Source organism: Gilliamella sp. wkB7 (assembly GCF_001693435.1).
GTDB lineage: Bacteria > Pseudomonadota > Gammaproteobacteria > Enterobacterales > Orbaceae > Gilliamella > Gilliamella apicola_N.
On record NZ_CM004509.1, the window covers coordinates 2,817,349 to 2,835,100 of the forward strand.

At 33.8% G+C, this 17,752-nt stretch carries 12 protein-coding genes and 1 tRNA gene; 9 read left to right on the plus strand and 4 right to left on the minus strand.

The window, feature by feature from the left end; all coding sequences use genetic code 11:
• Window positions 1-385 precede the first annotated feature (385 nt).
• The 3 genes from A9G17_RS12435 to A9G17_RS12445 form a co-directional block, all read right to left on the minus strand.
• Window positions 386-1,774, minus strand: a complete 1,389-nt coding sequence (locus A9G17_RS12435) for an MATE family efflux transporter (RefSeq protein ID WP_065738990.1) — start codon at window positions 1,772-1,774, stop codon at window positions 386-388.
• 6 nt (window positions 1,775-1,780) lie between these two features.
• Window positions 1,781-3,103 (minus strand): 30S ribosomal protein S12 methylthiotransferase RimO, encoded by a 1,323-nt coding sequence (gene rimO, locus A9G17_RS12440; protein ID WP_065738991.1) that lies wholly within the window; start codon window positions 3,101-3,103, stop codon window positions 1,781-1,783.
• A 769-nt stretch (window positions 3,104-3,872) separates the two neighbouring features.
• Window positions 3,873-4,793 (minus strand): ABC transporter substrate-binding protein, encoded by a 921-nt coding sequence (locus A9G17_RS12445; RefSeq protein ID WP_065738992.1) that lies wholly within the window; start codon window positions 4,791-4,793, stop codon window positions 3,873-3,875.
• Window positions 4,794-4,961: 168 nt separating this feature from the next.
• Here A9G17_RS12445 and A9G17_RS12450 point away from each other — a divergent pair, with 168 nt between their 5' ends.
• From A9G17_RS12450 to A9G17_RS12465, 4 genes are all read left to right on the plus strand, one after another.
• Window positions 4,962-6,935 (plus strand): TonB-dependent receptor domain-containing protein, encoded by a 1,974-nt coding sequence (locus tag A9G17_RS12450; RefSeq protein WP_065738993.1) that lies wholly within the window; start codon window positions 4,962-4,964, stop codon window positions 6,933-6,935.
• A gap of 311 nt (window positions 6,936-7,246) precedes the next feature.
• Window positions 7,247-7,918, plus strand: a complete 672-nt coding sequence (locus A9G17_RS12455; RefSeq protein WP_065738994.1) for a hypothetical protein — start codon at window positions 7,247-7,249, stop codon at window positions 7,916-7,918.
• A 120-nt stretch (window positions 7,919-8,038) separates the two neighbouring features.
• On the plus strand, window positions 8,039-8,515 hold the full coding sequence (locus tag A9G17_RS12460; protein ID WP_065738995.1) for an invasion associated locus B family protein: 477 nt from the start codon (window positions 8,039-8,041) through the stop codon (window positions 8,513-8,515).
• Window positions 8,516-9,149: 634 nt separating this feature from the next.
• Window positions 9,150-9,740, plus strand: coding sequence for a hypothetical protein (locus A9G17_RS12465; RefSeq protein ID WP_065738996.1), 591 nt, complete (start codon window positions 9,150-9,152; stop codon window positions 9,738-9,740).
• 436 nt (window positions 9,741-10,176) lie between these two features.
• On the opposite strand, the gene A9G17_RS12470 is transcribed toward A9G17_RS12465, so the two are convergent.
• A tRNA-Val gene (locus A9G17_RS12470) sits at window positions 10,177-10,253 on the minus strand.
• Window positions 10,254-10,547: 294 nt separating this feature from the next.
• On the opposite strand from A9G17_RS12470, the gene recQ reads away from it, so the two are divergent.
• From recQ to A9G17_RS12495, 5 genes are all read left to right on the plus strand, one after another.
• Window positions 10,548-12,386 (plus strand): DNA helicase RecQ, encoded by a 1,839-nt coding sequence (gene recQ, locus A9G17_RS12475; RefSeq protein WP_065738997.1) that lies wholly within the window; start codon window positions 10,548-10,550, stop codon window positions 12,384-12,386.
• Between the two features lie 106 nt (window positions 12,387-12,492).
• Window positions 12,493-13,725 (plus strand): hypothetical protein, encoded by a 1,233-nt coding sequence (locus tag A9G17_RS12480; RefSeq protein ID WP_065739175.1) that lies wholly within the window; start codon window positions 12,493-12,495, stop codon window positions 13,723-13,725.
• A gap of 149 nt (window positions 13,726-13,874) precedes the next feature.
• On the plus strand, window positions 13,875-15,053 hold the full coding sequence (locus A9G17_RS12485) for a M20 family metallopeptidase (protein WP_065738998.1): 1,179 nt from the start codon (window positions 13,875-13,877) through the stop codon (window positions 15,051-15,053).
• A gap of 146 nt (window positions 15,054-15,199) precedes the next feature.
• On the plus strand, window positions 15,200-17,260 hold the full coding sequence (dnaX, locus tag A9G17_RS12490; RefSeq protein ID WP_065738999.1) for a DNA polymerase III subunit gamma/tau: 2,061 nt from the start codon (window positions 15,200-15,202) through the stop codon (window positions 17,258-17,260).
• A 32-nt stretch (window positions 17,261-17,292) separates the two neighbouring features.
• Complete coding sequence (locus tag A9G17_RS12495; protein ID WP_025315741.1) at window positions 17,293-17,631, plus strand: YbaB/EbfC family nucleoid-associated protein; 339 nt, start codon at window positions 17,293-17,295, stop codon at window positions 17,629-17,631.
• Window positions 17,632-17,752 lie beyond the last annotated feature (121 nt).

Consider the following 17,752-nt stretch of genomic DNA (forward strand, 5'->3'; position numbering starts at 1 on the left):
ATTCATGGATGTTGGTTAAACTGCCAACAAAACCGTATAAATATTAAAAAAATAATAAGATATATATAAGACTGATGTGCGTTTATAATTTATAGTACCAATTAAAATGATTAAAACATTTTTAGATATGAGTTCTTAAACATGTGCAAAGAATGCTCCATATAGAGCAACTTTCGGACGAACTTATATGCTAATTAAAAGAACAACAGCTATAGATGAAAGAAAAGCAATAAAATTTAGTTTTATGAGGTTTATTATATAGGCTAATATAGCTAATATTCCCACTTTTGATTGAACACTAGGGTGTCCATAACGTTCAAAGGATTAATATATTTTTGTATAGTTCAAACAAAATTATATTAATCCTTTTCATGTTATATATATATTATCTTGAAGATTTATTTAAAATTACTTCTTGTGGTTGTTTTTGAATGTAGATCATTCTAGCAATAAGTAAAAATGCAGCAACCGCCAGTCCTAATATAATCCCTATCCAAAAACCTGCAGCACCTATTGGTTGCATAATTAGATCGGTTAATCCTAAAATGTATCCAACTGGAAGGCCAACGCCCCAATAAGAGATAAGCGTGATGTAAAAAATACTTTTCGTATCTTTGTAACCACGTAATACATTACTTGCTACAACTTGAAGATAATCAGAAGCTTGATAAATAGCGAGCAAAATGATCAGTTGTAAGCAAATAATAATAACATCTACTTCTTCTGTGAATATATTAATAATTGGCTTTCTAAAAATAACCAGAACTAATGCCACTATTACGGCAATCATTAACGATATCGCCAGACTAATATAAGCAGTTTGTTTCGCTAATGATGGTTTTTTATTACCGAGTAAAAAACCTACACGGATACTTGATGCTACACCGAGCGATAATGGTATTGCAAAAGTTAAGCTGCTGATAGTAAAGATAATTTGATGTGCAGCAACAGTGACTTGACCAAGTGGAGCAATCAGTAAAGCTATCACAGCAAATAAGCTCATTTCGAAAAAGTAGGCTAGTGCCAGAGGCATACCGAGCACAACGATATTTTTGATTACACTAAAATCAACCCATTTGGTCAATTGTGTTTCACGAATATCACGTTGACTTGCGGTAGTTAAGGTATATAAGCGGATTAAGCCAAACATTAGCCAAAAAATGATGGCAGCAGTAATACCACAACCAACACCACCAAATGCAGGTAATCCTAACTTGCCATAAATTAAAACATAGTTAATTGGAATATTAGCAAGTAACGCAATGAATATGATTACCATAGCTGGTTTAGTATTGGATAATCCCTCACATTGATTGCGATAAACTAAAAACAGTAAGAATGCAGGTACTCCCCACATGATTGCTCGTAAAAATTTTACGGCCACATCCATCATTTCGGGATCAATAGGATGATCAACGGAACTTCTTAGACCGATTATTTGGTCTGAATGATATAAAATCAACATTATCAACACAGATAAAAATAGGGCGATCACTACACCTTGACGTGTGTGATTCGCAACTTGATCTCGTTTTGCTGCACCATTTAAGTTGGCAATGATGGGGGTTAAAACTGTTAACAGTCCTTGCCCAAACAAAACTGTTGGTAACCAAATTGATACTGCAATAGCAACACCAGATAATGCCGTTTTACTGTAATGTCCCGCCATAATGGTGTCAACAAAAGTGATGGCTGTTTGTGATACTTGCGCAATAAGTACTGGTACTGCCAATTTCCCAAGATTTTTTATTTCATGTTTATAATGTTGTTTCATGATTTATTACCGTTTAACCGTTCCCCATAAGTCATACTCATCAGAATGCTCAATGGTGACTTGAACAATGTCCCCGACGTTGACATCTTTTTCTTCATTTAAATATACAACACCGTCAATTTCAGGCGCATCAGACATACTACGTCCTATTGCACCTTCTTCATCGACTTCATCAATAATCACCGCTAAAGTTTTACCTATTTTAGCTTGTAATTTTTGCATTGATATCTTTTGCTGCAACTGCATAAACCTATCAAATCGCTGTTGTTTGATTTCGTCTGGAACTTGATTAGCTAATTCATTCGCTGCTGCACCTTCAACGGGGCTATAAGGAAAACAACCAACGCGATCTAATTGCGCTTTTTCTAAAAAGTCGAGCAATAATTCAAAATCTTGTTCAGTTTCGCCTGGATAACCAACAATAAAAGTTGAACGCAGAGTGATTTCAGGGCAAATTTCACGCCAGTGATGAATTCGTTCAAGTGTTCTTTCAATTGTTCCAGGGCGTTTCATTGATTTTAAAACCGTTGGGCTGGCATGTTGTAAAGGAACATCTAAATAAGGTAAGATTTTTCCTTCCGCCATTAATGGAATTAAGTCATCAACACTCGGATATGGGTACATATAGTGTAATCTTACCCAAATACCAAGACTAGATAATTGTTCACAGAGTGTTTGGATATTAGTTTTTAAAGGCATACCATTCCAAAAGTTGGTGCGGTTTTTGATATCAATACCATAAGCTGAGGTATCTTGAGCAATGACTAAAAGTTCTTTTACTCCGCTATCAACTAATCGTTTCGCTTCATCAAGTACATTACCAATAGGACGACTTACCATCTCACCACGTAAAGAAGGGATGATGCAAAATGTACAGCTATGATTACAACCTTCTGAAATTTTTAAGTATGCATAATGTTTAGGCGTTAACTTTACTCCTTGCTCTGGTACTAAACTGGTAAATGGATTATATGCAGGTTTTGGCGCATATTTATTTACATGACTTAGCACAGCTTCGTAACTATGGGGACCAGAAATTTCAAGCACTTTTGGGTGTACACTTCGGATCTGATCTTCTTTAGCGCCAAGACAACCGGTAACAATCACTTTACCATTTTCATCAAGAGCTTCACCAATAGCTTCAAGCGATTCTTGTACAGCGCTGTCAATAAATCCACAAGTGTTAACAATCACCAGATCAGCATTTTCATAAGTAGGTACCACTTGATAACCTTGGGTACGCAGTTCAGTTAATATTCGCTCTGAGTCAACTAAATTTTTAGGACAACCGAGGCTCACAAATCCAATTGTTGGGGATGATATATTCATAGTATTGTAATAATTTTAAAATTTATAGAGGTATTTCTCGAGAATCTAAAAGTCTGTCAATTTAGATTTAGACAATAGGCGAGCATTTTAACATATTTAAATTGATGCTAATAAAAATTTTTAGGTTGTTATGATTTATATAAAATAAAATTATTAAAGGCGTGTATCTAACATGACCGTCAACCATATAAAGTAAATTATAATTTATCTTCAATAGCAACTGATGGCTCTGTCTCGTTAATTGTTGTTTAGGTATATAATCTATGGCAAGTAAAGTCGATAGACTATTTTATAACGGTTTATAATATTGTAATTGAAGAGCACTATAAACTTGTTCATTTGGAACCACATTTATTAAATGTATCATCTTAAGAATTTAAAAGTATCATATTGAAATCCTATTTTTAAGATTTTAAAAAAAGACTGATTGAAATTTGAAGTGTTGATAAGAGCAAAAGGATTATTCCTAAATAGTAAATTTATTCATGTTAAAGAGTAGATTATTTTCAAATATTAATTATCGGTTCAATAATAAAATTTAAACTTTTGGCATGACATCATTTAAGTATCAAATAATCTACAATTGTATAGCAATTTTTAGTACTGTTTTTAGTAAACCAAATGTTGAGCAGCATTGATAGTATTACAAAACATTAGAATACTAAGAACAGTAACGAAAACAATCTATATAGCTATATAGTAAAAAAACCCTTACTAACTGCATAAGGGCAAATAGGAAGTTAAACAATTAACAATAATAATAACAATCTTATTTTAGACCATTAATTACTTCATCAATTTGACGATCTAAACTTTCTGCACCGCCACCAGATAAGTACCAAAGATCGGGCGTTAGATAAACAACTTCAGTTTTGCTCTCAGCTAATACTTTTGCATCAAAAAAGTCTTCTTTCATAGCCGTCTGGCCAATTGCTTTACTACGATCAACGACATAAATAATGTCAGGTTTAACATCACTAACGTAATTATTATCAATAAAAGTCGGTTTTGGCCTTTCACCATTATTTACTGGTTGAATAAAAAATGGAACAGCCCGTTTTACTTTTAAAACATCATGAATTAACGCAGCACTTGAACTTGCGTTAATTAGAATCAATTTATCATCATTATGGATTGCAACAATTGCTTTTTTATGACTTGATTGAGCAACAGATTGAGCATTTGTTATTTTTACATCAAGGGCTTGAATTAAATTACTTGCGTTTTTTTCAGTGCCAGTGATATCTGCTAATAAATTAATATGTTTTTTGGTTGATTCAAGGTAGTTTTTTGCATCAACGCTTAAATTAATTACAGGTGCAATCTTAGATAGCTCTTGAGTTCGGCTAGCTTGACGACCATCAATAATAATCAATTGCGGTTTAGCTTGTTTGATTGCATCTATACTCGGTTCTTTCATATTACCTGTGTCAGCAATGTTTGCATTTTTATACTGCTCAAGATAAGAAGGCAGAACAGAAAGAGGTGCTCCTGCAACAATTGAACCTTTACCTAAAGCATCTAACGTGTCTAGTGCACCATAGTTCATCACAACAACTTTACTTGGTGATTTAGGTACTACAACTGATTGATTATTATCGGTTGTTACCGTCATTGAAGATTGACAACCCGTTAACCCTAAGACAAGTGCAGCTAATGAGCTTAATAGTAATTTTTTCTTGGTATTCATCTCGGTTCCTTTGTTTACTCTGCAAATGATAACTATTATTGTTTAAAGTGTATAAATTGTCTAGCAATAAATAATTTTTTGAAAAGATATTGATAACTATTCTCATATAGTATATTGTACTTTCGCACTTCAGTTGAAAATATCAATATAAATAATAGGGTTATACAAATGAATACTAAGTTTAAATTGGCAGCACATGTCATTAACACTAGTCTTTTATTATCATTGTCTGGCATTGCTGTGGCTGCAAGCGATAAAGACACAGATACCATGGTAGTGACAGCATCAGGATTTTCACAGCAAATTAAAGAAGCACCGGCGACAATTTCAGTGATCACACCAGAAGAAATTAGCAAAAAACCTTATCGTGATGTGACTGATGCACTTAAAGATATTCCGGGTGTTACTATAACTGGTGGCGGTGATTCGACAGATATTAGTATTCGTGGTATGGATGCAAAATACACTTTATTATTAATTGATGGTAAAAAAGTCAGCACACGTGAAACAAGACCTAATAGTGATAACTCAGGTTTTGAGCAAGGCTGGTTACCACCTTTAACTGTTATTGAACGTATTGAAGTTGTCCGTGGACCTATGTCTTCTTTATATGGTTCAGATGCCATGGGTGGGGTAGTTAATATTATCACTAAAAAAGTGTCTAACAAATGGCACGGTGGTTTACGCATTGAGTCAGTTATTCCTTATCGTGCAGATGAAAAAAATACCTATATTGGTAGTTTCTCCACCATGGGACCTATAATTGATGATATTTTGGGTATTCAGTTATATGGTCAATATACCAAGCGTCATGAAGATAAATTCCTAAATGGTCATTCGGCACAAAAATTACGTAGCCTAAATGGTAAAATATCGCTTAATGCAACTGAAACACAAACATTTGATCTCGACTTTGGGCGATCTTTACAAAATAGTAATGCTACAGGTGGTAAAACAAGACCAGTTAATCGTGGCGATTTTAATCGAGATAACCGTCGCAACTCTTTTGCTTTGACTCATAATGGTTTATTTGGTGATGTCTCAACGACATCTTTTATTGCTCATGAAAGTAATAATAATCCAGAAAGAAAAATGAAAATTCGTAATACCAATGTTGACTCTCGTGTGACCATTCCTTTCTCGATTAATATGTTAACCGCTGGTGGAGAATATACTTATCAAGAACTTCACGATAATGGTAATCAGTTAAATAAAAAATTAACAAAAATCGATCGTTGGAGTTATGCATTCTTTGCTGATGATGAGATCAGAATTATCGATAATTGGAGTATTACTGCCGGCGTACGCTATAATAAAGATGAAAACTACGGTCATAACTGGAATCCAAAGATTTATAGTGTCTGGAATATTGATGATAACTTTACTTTAAAAGGTGGTTACTCAACTGGATTTGCAACACCACAACTACGCCAAGTTGTTTCAGACTGGGGACAAGTTACAGGTGGATCAGGAACAGGTAATAAAGGGATGATAATGGGAAATCCAAATTTAAAACCTGAAAAAACGAATTCATTTGAAATGGGTGTTGGTTATACCAATGAATATGGTGTTGATGCATCTGTAACAGCTTTTTATACCAAATATAAAGATAAAATCCAATCTTATTATATTTGCCGAGGTGAAGCTGGATCTAGAAATTGCCAGATCAATGGTTATCGTGAAAAATTTGATTTTGTTCAGGGGCGTGAGAATGTGGATAAAGCAGATCTTAAAGGTTTAGAGCTATCATTCAAAACACCTCTATTTACTGATTTCTTATTAAGTTCTAACTATTCTTGGAATAAATCAGAACAAAAAACCGGAAAAAATAAAGGTAAACCTTTAAACCGTACACCAAAGCAAAAATTCAATACTCAACTTGATTGGTATGTAACTCAAGAATGGGATTTATGGACTAAAGTTGCTTATTATGGCGTCGAAAGTACAACAGATCGTAGCGGTAAGAAAATTGAATATCCAGGCTATACTTTCTGGGATGTAGGTGCATCTTTCCATATAAATAAAAATGCTAAGATTTATGGTGGAGTTTATAACTTATTTGATAAAGATGTTTCAAACGCTGACTTTGGTAAAACTTTAGAAGGTCGACGTTACTTTGTGGGTACTGAGATTAACTTCTAAATAAATTGAACTAATAAATATTTTTCTGTGAAAAAAGGTGGCTGTTCAAACACCCATCTTTTTATGTTCCCTGTATGCAGAGGGATAAACCGGGGACTACTCGGGCAGAGGTTGAGGCACAAACATGTTCCCTGTATACACAGGGATAAACCGAAATATCACCCAACCTGTTTTTCATTATCCACATGTTCCCTGTATGTACAGGGATAAAATACAAAACTACTACAAACCGCTCGCATGGCGGTTTTTCATTGCCAAACTTTATTAAATAACATACCATTGCAAAAAAACATAAAGAATAAGGAAATGATATGGAAAAGATTATTTATTGTTTGTTGTTATTCCCATTTTTTGTATTTGCTGATGATTTCTATAATTGTAAATATGCAATGGGTATTGAAACAGAAGAAAATCTAAACTATTTGGCGAATGCAACTGTTCGGGTAACCAATGATAGATTTGTTGCTCAAGATTTAACACACAAGGAGCATAAATCGCCTAAATTTACAGAGTTTACAGAATTTGCTGATAATTTATCTATTGCAGAGGACTCAGAGAAAGTATATGTTCTGGCAAATGATAGAACAAAGTATGTGATTACGACTAAAATAAGTAATCTTGTTTTTAAATGGGGTAATTGTACTCTTGATTTATCTATTGACTTCGAGAATGAAAAATTTGGTAACAAACCAGTAAATTTTTTTCCTAAGATAAAATCGTATTTTCGGGACGTATTGAAAGATCCTGATTCTGCAAAATATTCTAACATTTCTAAACCTCAGAAAGATTTCATAATTGAATATGGAAAGGTTATCACCGGATATTCGGTCTGCCTATATGTCAATGCTAAAAATTCATTTGGCAGTTACACAGGAAAAAAATTATATTGGGCTTTCTTAAAAGACAATAAATTATTAAGAGTAAATGATGCGCAAGATTCAATAGTAATAACCCGATGGCATAATATTAGTTGTAGCTATTAAAAATATTGTTTTTTAGCATAAAGTATCAAATCAATTCAACCCTCTAACGAGGGTTTTTTATTGCCAAAAACTATTAAATAAAATAATATTGTAAATAAATGTAAAGATTTAGGAAATGGTATGAAGAAAATTATGTTTTGCTTGTTGTTTGTCCCCTTTTTTGTTTTTTGCGACTCAGTAAAAACCGGTAACTGGATAGTTGATATCAATGAAGACCCTATTACTGATGAGAAAACAGTTAGAATCTTCACGCTTGATAAAACAAAATTGAATAATGAAACTGCTGCGTTTTTATTTAATTGTAATTCAGTTAGCCTCTTATCATTTGATATAAATGATTTACCAAAAATAAATGAAAGAGGAAATTCAACAAAAGTCGTATTAAGAGTGGACAAAAAAACTCCCATTGAAATGGATTGGACTAAAGAAGAGATAGGATATGAATTTTCGGATATTAATGAAATTAATAATTTGATAAAAAAAGGGAAAAAGTTAGTGGTTAGAGCTGAATTTTCAAAAACTAAAGATTTTGAGTTCTCTCTAGCTGGCTTTGCAAAAGCCTATAAAAAATTGCAAAAAAATTGTTCTACCAACTAATCAATGTTCCCTGTACGCGCAGGGATAAACCATATTTGACGTAATACATAGTGGTTTAGATCCTATATCCCCTGTGCACACAAGGATAAATCGGCAAGCATCAATATTACATAGTATTTTTTGCTATTCAAAAATCGCAATTATATATTTCATTATTTACCATTTATTAATTACATGAAAAATATAAATTTATCGGTAGAATCTCGTGCAATCTAATTTTAATTTACATTAATTTTAATTAATCTAATAAAAACATATGGTTATAGATATTGATTTTAATAAAAAATAGCTTAAAAAATCGGTAGAAATTTAAAAGTCAATATTTTAATTATAAAACAGTATGTTATAATTAGAGTGTTCCCTGTACACACAGGGATAAACCGTACTCTTGTTGCTGCAAATAAAGCGCGAGAGCGTGTTCCCTGTACACACAGGGATAAACCGCTATAAAATACGCTGATTCAATGGCTACCTCTGTGTTCCCTGTATACACAGGGATAAACCGTATTCCACATGAGGGGCATTCAAATTCATCATGTGTTCCCTGTACACACAGGGATAAACCAATATATTCTATAGATAAAACTCGTTATTATTAATAAGAACTATATTGCTAATTTAAGGATGAATTTTCATGTGTGCATCTAATAAGGATAACTTCCCAAAAAAATTAATAAAAACTCCACTAAAAAATGGATTCTATTATAATAGAAGACCAAATAATAAAGTTGACTTTTCTAATCTTCAGACTTTTCCCACATTTTACAGTCGTCATGACAACTTTTTGTGGATCAAAGAATTTGTTTTTTATAAAAATGGTATTCGAGTATGTGTTTTTCATGATGTCGCAATTAACCTAGAAAAAACAATTATAATGATAGGAAAATTCGAAGTTGAACTAAAATATTTGCTAGAGCTAAAACGTCGAAATGGAGGTAGAGATTCTCTAATCGCTTTAGCCAATGAAGTAAAAAAAACAATTGACTCAGTTAATCAGATTCAATTTAAACTTACACTTACACCATGGACATATTCATCCACGATTATTGATAATACATTAGTCCGCGCAGAGACAAAAAGAGATTCGCTTAATTATACATTACTTTTAGCAGAGAAAATAAGAGATTTACTTAATAAAATTAAGGCAAATGGAGTTTATCTTGACAAAGATAATAACTCGGATTCAATTATAGTCAGTGCTAAATGGTTAAAAAAAGATTGGTAATATTCGTCTTAGAGCTATTTTGATATCTTTGCCGGATTTTAATGCGATAAGGTAGTGGTGATTTACTATGATTATTGATAACAAATGTTGATATTGTCCATATTTAACAATTAGTTTTGGTTTGATTTTTCTTGTTTTTATTAAAATAATTTACACATGATTATATTAATTTTTTAATTATGACGATGCTTTCCTTTCGCTTTTTGATACATAGTGTTACCAGTCTTTATAGCAGGAATATTGTTGGTGTAGTTTAATAGAAATCAACGAGAAAAGCCGAATAATAGAGCTTACTATAAGTTAGGAAAGTTTACAGTTATTTTAATTTTAATTGATTTTATTATATTACTGCTTGCTATTATAGCCGTATTCAATCAGTGAAAATTTTATCGGAAATAGACTTAAGATCAAAATAGCTATAAATTCTTAAGAAGAATGGTACGCCCGGGTGGACTCGAACCACTGACCCCCACCATGTCAAGGTGATGCTCTAACCAACTGAGCTACGGGCGTATATCGGAAACACGCAAATATTAACGGGCAATTCGATTTGTATCAAGTAAAAAATTTAAAAATAGCCGTTTTTTTAATCTGTCGGAACATAACGTTGATAAAATAATCAATAAATGGTATTTAATTGTTAAGTTAAAGATGATTGATAGATGAATGTTTTCTCATTGTTTCTGTTAACCGAAAAATTTTATGCTTTATATAAACAGCAAATAAATGTAAGTCGGTAGTGGTTTGTTGAAATTATTTTAGCTATACTCCCTGAATTGATAAAAGGGGTTATTTGTTTTGGTTAATATGTCGATAAAAGATCAGATTGAAGATGTTTTACACAATGTATTTGGTTATAAATCATTTAGAAATCAACAAAAAGAAATTATTGAATCAATTATCGATGGACGAGATACATTAACAATTATTCCAACTGGTGGAGGAAAATCGTTATGCTATCAAATTCCTGCGGTACTATTGCCAAGCACTGCGTTAATCATTTCCCCATTAATTTCATTAATGAAAGATCAGGTTGATCAATTGCTTGCTAACGGTATTCCGGCTGCGCTTCTCAATGCTACCCAGTCCTTGGCAGAACAGCAAGAGGTAGTTGAAAAATATTTAAATCACTCGATAAAATTATTATATATCTCTCCTGAAAGGCTTGCCGTAGGTTCATTTATATCAATGATTCAAAGCCATCCCCCTTCACTTATTGCGATTGATGAAGCTCACTGTATATCACAATGGGGGCATGATTTCAGACCTGATTATCGACAATTAGGGCAGTTGTCCTCTCGATTTCCGAACGTTCCGATTGTTGCATTAACCGCCACCGCCGATAAGATGACACAAACGGATATCATTCATCAACTTCAATTGGTCGATCCTTTGGTTGTTGTTCGTAGTTTTGATCGCCCCAATATTCGATATACCGTTGTTGAAAAATTTAACTTAACAGAACAAGTAGTCTCTTTTATTGAAACGCAAAAAGGAAATAGTGGAATAATTTATTGTTCTAGCCGTTCCAAAGTTGAAGATATGACAACTCGACTTGCCAGTCGGGGATTTTCTGTTATGGCTTATCATGCAGGGCTTACTTACAGTGAGCGTCAAATAGCGCAGGAAGCGTTTTTAAAAGATAATGTGCAAATCATTGTCGCTACCGTTGCATTTGGAATGGGGATTAATAAACCTAATGTAAGATTTGTCGTGCACGCTGATTGTCCTAGAACTATCGAAGCCTATTATCAAGAAACGGGCAGAGCGGGGCGAGATGGCGTCCCAGCAGAAGCAATCTTATTGTTTAATAAAAATGATTTAAATTGGTATTATCAACAAATCGCCGAAAAAGCAGATGGGGTACATAAAGAGATTGAACAACATAAAATTGAGGCTATGGAATCATTTGCTCAAAGTTTAACTTGTCGACGAATTGTATTGCTTAACTATTTTGGCGAAAAACGAACGGAGCCTTGTAATAATTGTGATATCTGTCTTTATCCACCTGAACAATACGATGGCTTAGTTGATGCACAAAAAGTTTTATCTTGCATTTATCGAGTAGAACAACGTTATGGTGCACAATACATTGTCAATGTTTTACGAGGTTCTGCTCGTTCTCAAATTAAAGAAAATGGTCATGATAAACTGTCCGTTTATGGTATTGGTAAAAGTCAATCTAGTAATTATTGGTTAAGTGTGATTCGACAGCTAGTTCACTTAGGTTATTTAATTCAAAATATTTCAACGTCTTCAAGCTTGCCAACCTTACAATTAACTCAAGAAGCTAGAAAAATACTTAGAGGTGAAATTCCTTTATCGTTAGCCAAACCTCGTCTTGAAATTGTTAAGAAAAGCCGTCTAAATCGTTATGCTCGATCAATAAATATGACAGCAATGTTATCTTTTGAAGAACGTATGTTATTCAATAATCTTAAACGATTACGCAAAGATATTGCTGATAGTGAAGATGTACCACCTTATATTATTTTTAGCGATGCAACATTATTAGAAATGGTACAAACAACACCAGCAAGTAAAAAAGAGCTGATAAATGTTACTGGGGTTGGAAAAATCAAATTGGAAAAATATGGCAATCTATTTTTAGAGGAAATTAAAGATTTTATAATGAAAAATATATAACCTTATGAATTATATGGCTATAATAACGGTTATCGAAAAAATATAGTATTTCAAAATAGTAAATAAAAATAGTAAAAATGGAGTTTTTATGTCACCAATGAATGACATGCCACAAATGTTGGCATTAGTGCTGTTACTGGTTATTCTTTATCTTGGCGATATCGTTTCGATCCGCACCAAAGCATGGGTTCCGTCTGTATTTATCTGCGCTGTTCTTTTTTTATTAGGATATTGGACATTCTTTCCTGCCGATATTGTGGCACGTGCTGGAGTACCAACAGTCGTTGCTGTTATGTTTATGTATTTACTCATTGTTAATATGGGTACTCTTTTATCAGTTAAAGAATTATTATTGCAATGGAAAACTATCTTAATTTCTCTTGCTGGAATTGTTGGTATTATTATTATTGCTATCATAGTTGGGTATCTGTTCTTCGATTTTAATACGGTAGTGGTTGCTATTCCTCCTTTAGTAGGTGGTATTGTTTCGGCAATTATTATGGCTAATGGGGCAAAAGACGCAGGATTGCCTGATTTGGCTGTTTTTGCCATTATTATTTATGTGATGCAAGGATTTATTGGTTATCCACTTACTTCTATTATGCTAAAGCGCGAAGGGCGAAAAGTTTTAAAGCAATATCATGCAGGTACTTGGCATGTAAGTGATGACCCCAAATCCACCATTGATAAACAACAAACAATATCGTTTGATGAAAATCCAATGCCAAGTTTGTTTGCAAAAATTCCCTCTAACTATAATTCATCGTATTTCATTTTTTTACGTATTGCGGTCATCGGTTTCTTAGCTTACTTTGTTTCAGAAGTTTTAAAACCGATAGTTAGTGTAAGTCCATTTGTATTATGTTTGTTATTTGGTGTGATTGCTGCGTCATTTGGTTTTTTAGAACGCCATCCATTAAAAAAAGCAGGTGGATTTGGGATAACTGTGATGGGGTTAATGTTATTTATTTTTGATACATTGAGTCGAGCAACACCTGAAATGCTTATGCGTTTGCTAACGCCTCTAGTCATCTTTATTTTATCTGCAGTTGTCGGTATGTTTATTTTTTCAGTTATTGTAGGCAAAATATTAAAAGTGAGTAAAGAATTGGCTTTTTCAATTGCGCTTACAGCGTTGTATGGTTTTCCTGCCGATTACATAATCACTAATGAAGTCATTAATAATTTAACTAAAGATCCAAAAGAGAAAGAAGTACTAACCAGTCATATGTTACCGCCAATGTTGATTGGAGGATTTATATCGGTGACTATCGTTTCAGTTGTATTAGCAGGAATAATGGTGAATATGATAGTAGGCCCTGCATCAGCAGTGCAATAATTAATTATAAAATCCAAAAAAATTTGATAATCACATTTATTAGCATTATCAATAGCAATTAATGGAAATTAACAGTATTTATTTTATGATAGCTCAACAATAGCTATTATTATAAAAGTAGAACAAATTGAAATATTAAAGGTAGTGAAATGACGAATCCAAATATAAAAAAATTGATACAACAAAATATTGATGAGATGGTCGCTTTTCGTCGCGATCTTCATCGTCATCCTGAATTACCGTGGGAGGAGTTTAGAACCACAGATAGAATTGCTCAGGAGCTTGATAAAATAGGAATTGCCTATCGTCGTACGGAACCTACAGGGATTATTGCTGAAATTCAAGGAGGCAAGCCAGGTAAAAGAATTTTATTAAGAGCAGATATTGATGCGTTACCAGTACAAGAACTGAGTGAACACATTGATTATAAATCAACGATTGACGGTAAAATGCACGCTTGTGGTCACGATACCCATGCTTCTATGTTACTGACAGCGGCAAAAGCGCTTTATGAGATTCGCGATCAACTAAAAGGTAATGTAAGGCTTGTTTTTCAACCCGCTGAAGAGGTTGCTCAAGGTGCCAAAGGCATGATTAAACAAGGTGTGCTTGATGGTGTAGATAGTGCATTTGGTATGCATATTTGGTCACAAATGCCAGTTGGTAAAATATCTTGTGTGGTTGGTTCGAGTTTTGCTTCTGCTGATTTGTTGACTGTGCGTTTCAAAGGAAGAGGTGGTCATGGTTCTATGCCACATGATACCGTTGATGCGGTAATGGTTGCTTCCGCATTTGTTATGAATGTCCAATCCATTGTGTCGCGCGAAGTGTCACCACTTGATCCTGCTGTTGTGACAATTGGTCGTATGGATGTTGGTACTCGCTTTAATGTTATTGCCGAAAATGCAGTATTAGATGGAACAGTACGTTGTTTTAACGTTGCCGTGCGTGACAAAATTGAATCGGCAATCCGACGTTATGCTAATCAAGTTGCTGCAATGTACAGGGCAACAGCCGAAGTAGAATATATTTATGGCACTTTGCCTGTAATTAATGATAAAGAAAGCGCATTACTAGCACAAAAAGTAATTGTCGAATCATTTGGTGAAGAGGCACTATACTTTGAAGCACCAACAACAGGTGGTGAGGATTTTAGCTATTATACAGAAAATATCCCCGGTGCTTTTGCTTTAGTTGGTTCGGGTAATCCTGATAAAGATACTCAATGGCCACATCATCATGGTTGTTTTAATGTGGATGAAGATGGTATGGCATTAGGCGCTGAATTCTATGCGCAATATGCTTGGGCTTATTTAAATCAAAATTAAATTTTGTAAAAAAGTTTCAGGTTAAGCATACGTTTATGTAAAAAGAGGCTGTCTAATATTAGGTCGGTTATTGTCTTGTTGCAGACTAACTTAGGACTTTATGCTATGATAAAAACCAATTTCATTAGTAATAAGCAATGGTGATTATGAGTTATCAAGTTCTAGCACGTAAATGGCGGCCTAAATCATTTTCTGAAGTGGTAGGTCAACAGCATGTTTTAAAAATTTTATCTAACGCGCTATCTTTAGGACGAGTTCATCATGCTTATCTGTTTTCGGGTACTCGAGGAGTTGGGAAGACATCTATTGCTCGTCTATTAGCAAAAGGTTTAAACTGCGAAACAGGTATAACCGCCACACCTTGCGGTGAATGTGATAATTGCCGTGATATTGAGTTAGGACGCTTTGTAGATCTGCTTGAAATTGATGCAGCTTCTCGTACTAAAGTAGAAGATACTAGGGAGATCTTGGATAATATTCAATATCTTCCTACCAAAGGTCGTTTTAAAGTCTATCTAATTGACGAAGTGCATATGTTATCACGCAGTAGCTTTAACGCCCTACTCAAAACATTAGAAGAGCCACCAGAACACGTCAAATTTTTGTTAGCTACGACTGATCCTCAAAAATTACCTATTACTATATTGTCGCGCTGCTTGCATTTACATTTAAATGTACTTGATACGTCGCTCATTGGTGAGCAACTTACTCATATTTTAAAATTGGAGCAGATTAAAAACGATCCCAAAGCGATATCGTTATTGGCTAAAGCGGCTAATGGAAGTATGCGTGATGCATTAAGTTTAACTGACCAAGCCATCGCACTTGGTAATGGCGAAGTTGATACAGCATCAGTGACGTTGATGTTAGGTACTCTTGATAAATCTATCCCTTTTTCACTGATCGAAGCACTGTACTATAATGAGGGTAATGCCTTAATGCAGCAAATTGATATGGCAGCAGCACAAGGTGCAGATTGGGATAATTTATTAGCAGAAAGTATTGCACTTTTACATCAAATTGCTCTGTTGCAAGTTGTACCAACCGCATTAGGCGATTATACCGATCAAGAAGAACGAATTCGTTTTCTAGCAAAATATATGGCGCCAAATGATGTGCAGCTATATTATCAAATCCTATTGATGGGTAGAAAAGATTTGGCGTATGCTCCAGATAAAAAAATTGGTACTGAAATGAGTTTTTTACGTGCTTTAGCTTTCATGCCTAAAAATAATGATAAAACTGTATCATCTAAACCAAGTATTAACTCACAGGTTGAGTCATCAACTGTTGCTGAAACTAAGTCACACACACAATCAACTCAGTTTTTATCAAAAAAAAAGAGCAATCCCGAATCTAACTTAATTTCAAATCAAAATAGCAACATACCCGTTGACTCTCAATCTGTACCAATTGCTCAATCAAGTGTTCAAGATTCATCTATTCCTGATGATGTATCCTCTGTTACAAAAAATATATTAGAAATGCGGATGCAGTTAATCAAAGGAGAACAAAAAGCAAAAAAGTCTAAACCAAAAGTTGAGCCTTTAGAGCCAAAATCAGAGGTAATTCATTCACAATTACCTTATGCTAAAAATATCACTCAACTTGCTGATAATAATCAAATCGATTTTAAAAATAATGACGAAGATGAGAGTGACAACGAGACAGAAGAAGTCATTACGGCTGAAAATTATCAGTGGCAAGCTTGTGGTTATGTTGAGACTAAAGATGATTTAATTATTGACACTAAAACTTTTCGGGAATCGCTCAACGGTGATAAAACACCTGAAATGACAAAAAAATTAGTTGAGGAAATGGCACAGAAAGATGCGTGGTGTTCTGAAATAGAACAATTGGATTTATCGCCACTTATCAAACAAATTGTCAGTAATTCGTTCATTGAACAAACAGATGAAAATAATATCATTTTACATATGCGATCTGCGGTAAAACATCTGATCAACTCATCAAGTAATGTGGCTAAAGTTCAAAAAGCGATAGCTAATCATCGTCAACGAGCATTAAATGTTAAGATCATTCTTGATGATAATAAGGATAGTAAAACGCCTTTAGAGATGCGTGAAGATCTTTATCAACAAAAGCTTGCACAAGCTAAGCTGACCATAAATGAAGATCCAAAAGTATCGATGATTTGTCAATATTTTGAAGCGAAGATTGATGAGGCGAGCATTCGTCCTGTATAATTATGGGCTAAATTTTTTAATGAGGAATAAATATGTTTTCAGGTGGAAAAGGTGGTTTGGGCAATTTAATGAAGCAAGCTCAACAAATGCAAGCAAAAATGCAACAAGCACAAGAAGAGATTGCCAAATTAGAGGTGACAGGTGAATCAGGCGCTGGTTTAGTTAAAGTAACAATAAATGGTTCACATAACTGTAAACGTGTTGAAATTGATCCCTCTTTAGTTACTGAAGATGATAAAGAGATGTTGGAAGATCTGATTGCTGCTGCATACAATGATGCGACTCGTCGTTTAGATGACGCACAAAAAGAGCGAATGGCACAAGTAACTGGCGGTATGCAGTTACCACCAGGCTTTAAAATGCCGTTTTAATTGATATTATTATATTAATTTAATCTAATTTTTTGCCGATTATTAATTAGTAATCGGCAAATTTCTTTCAGCTATTGCCTGTCTATTTATACAGTTTTTCTTTATTAATTTTTTTCTATCA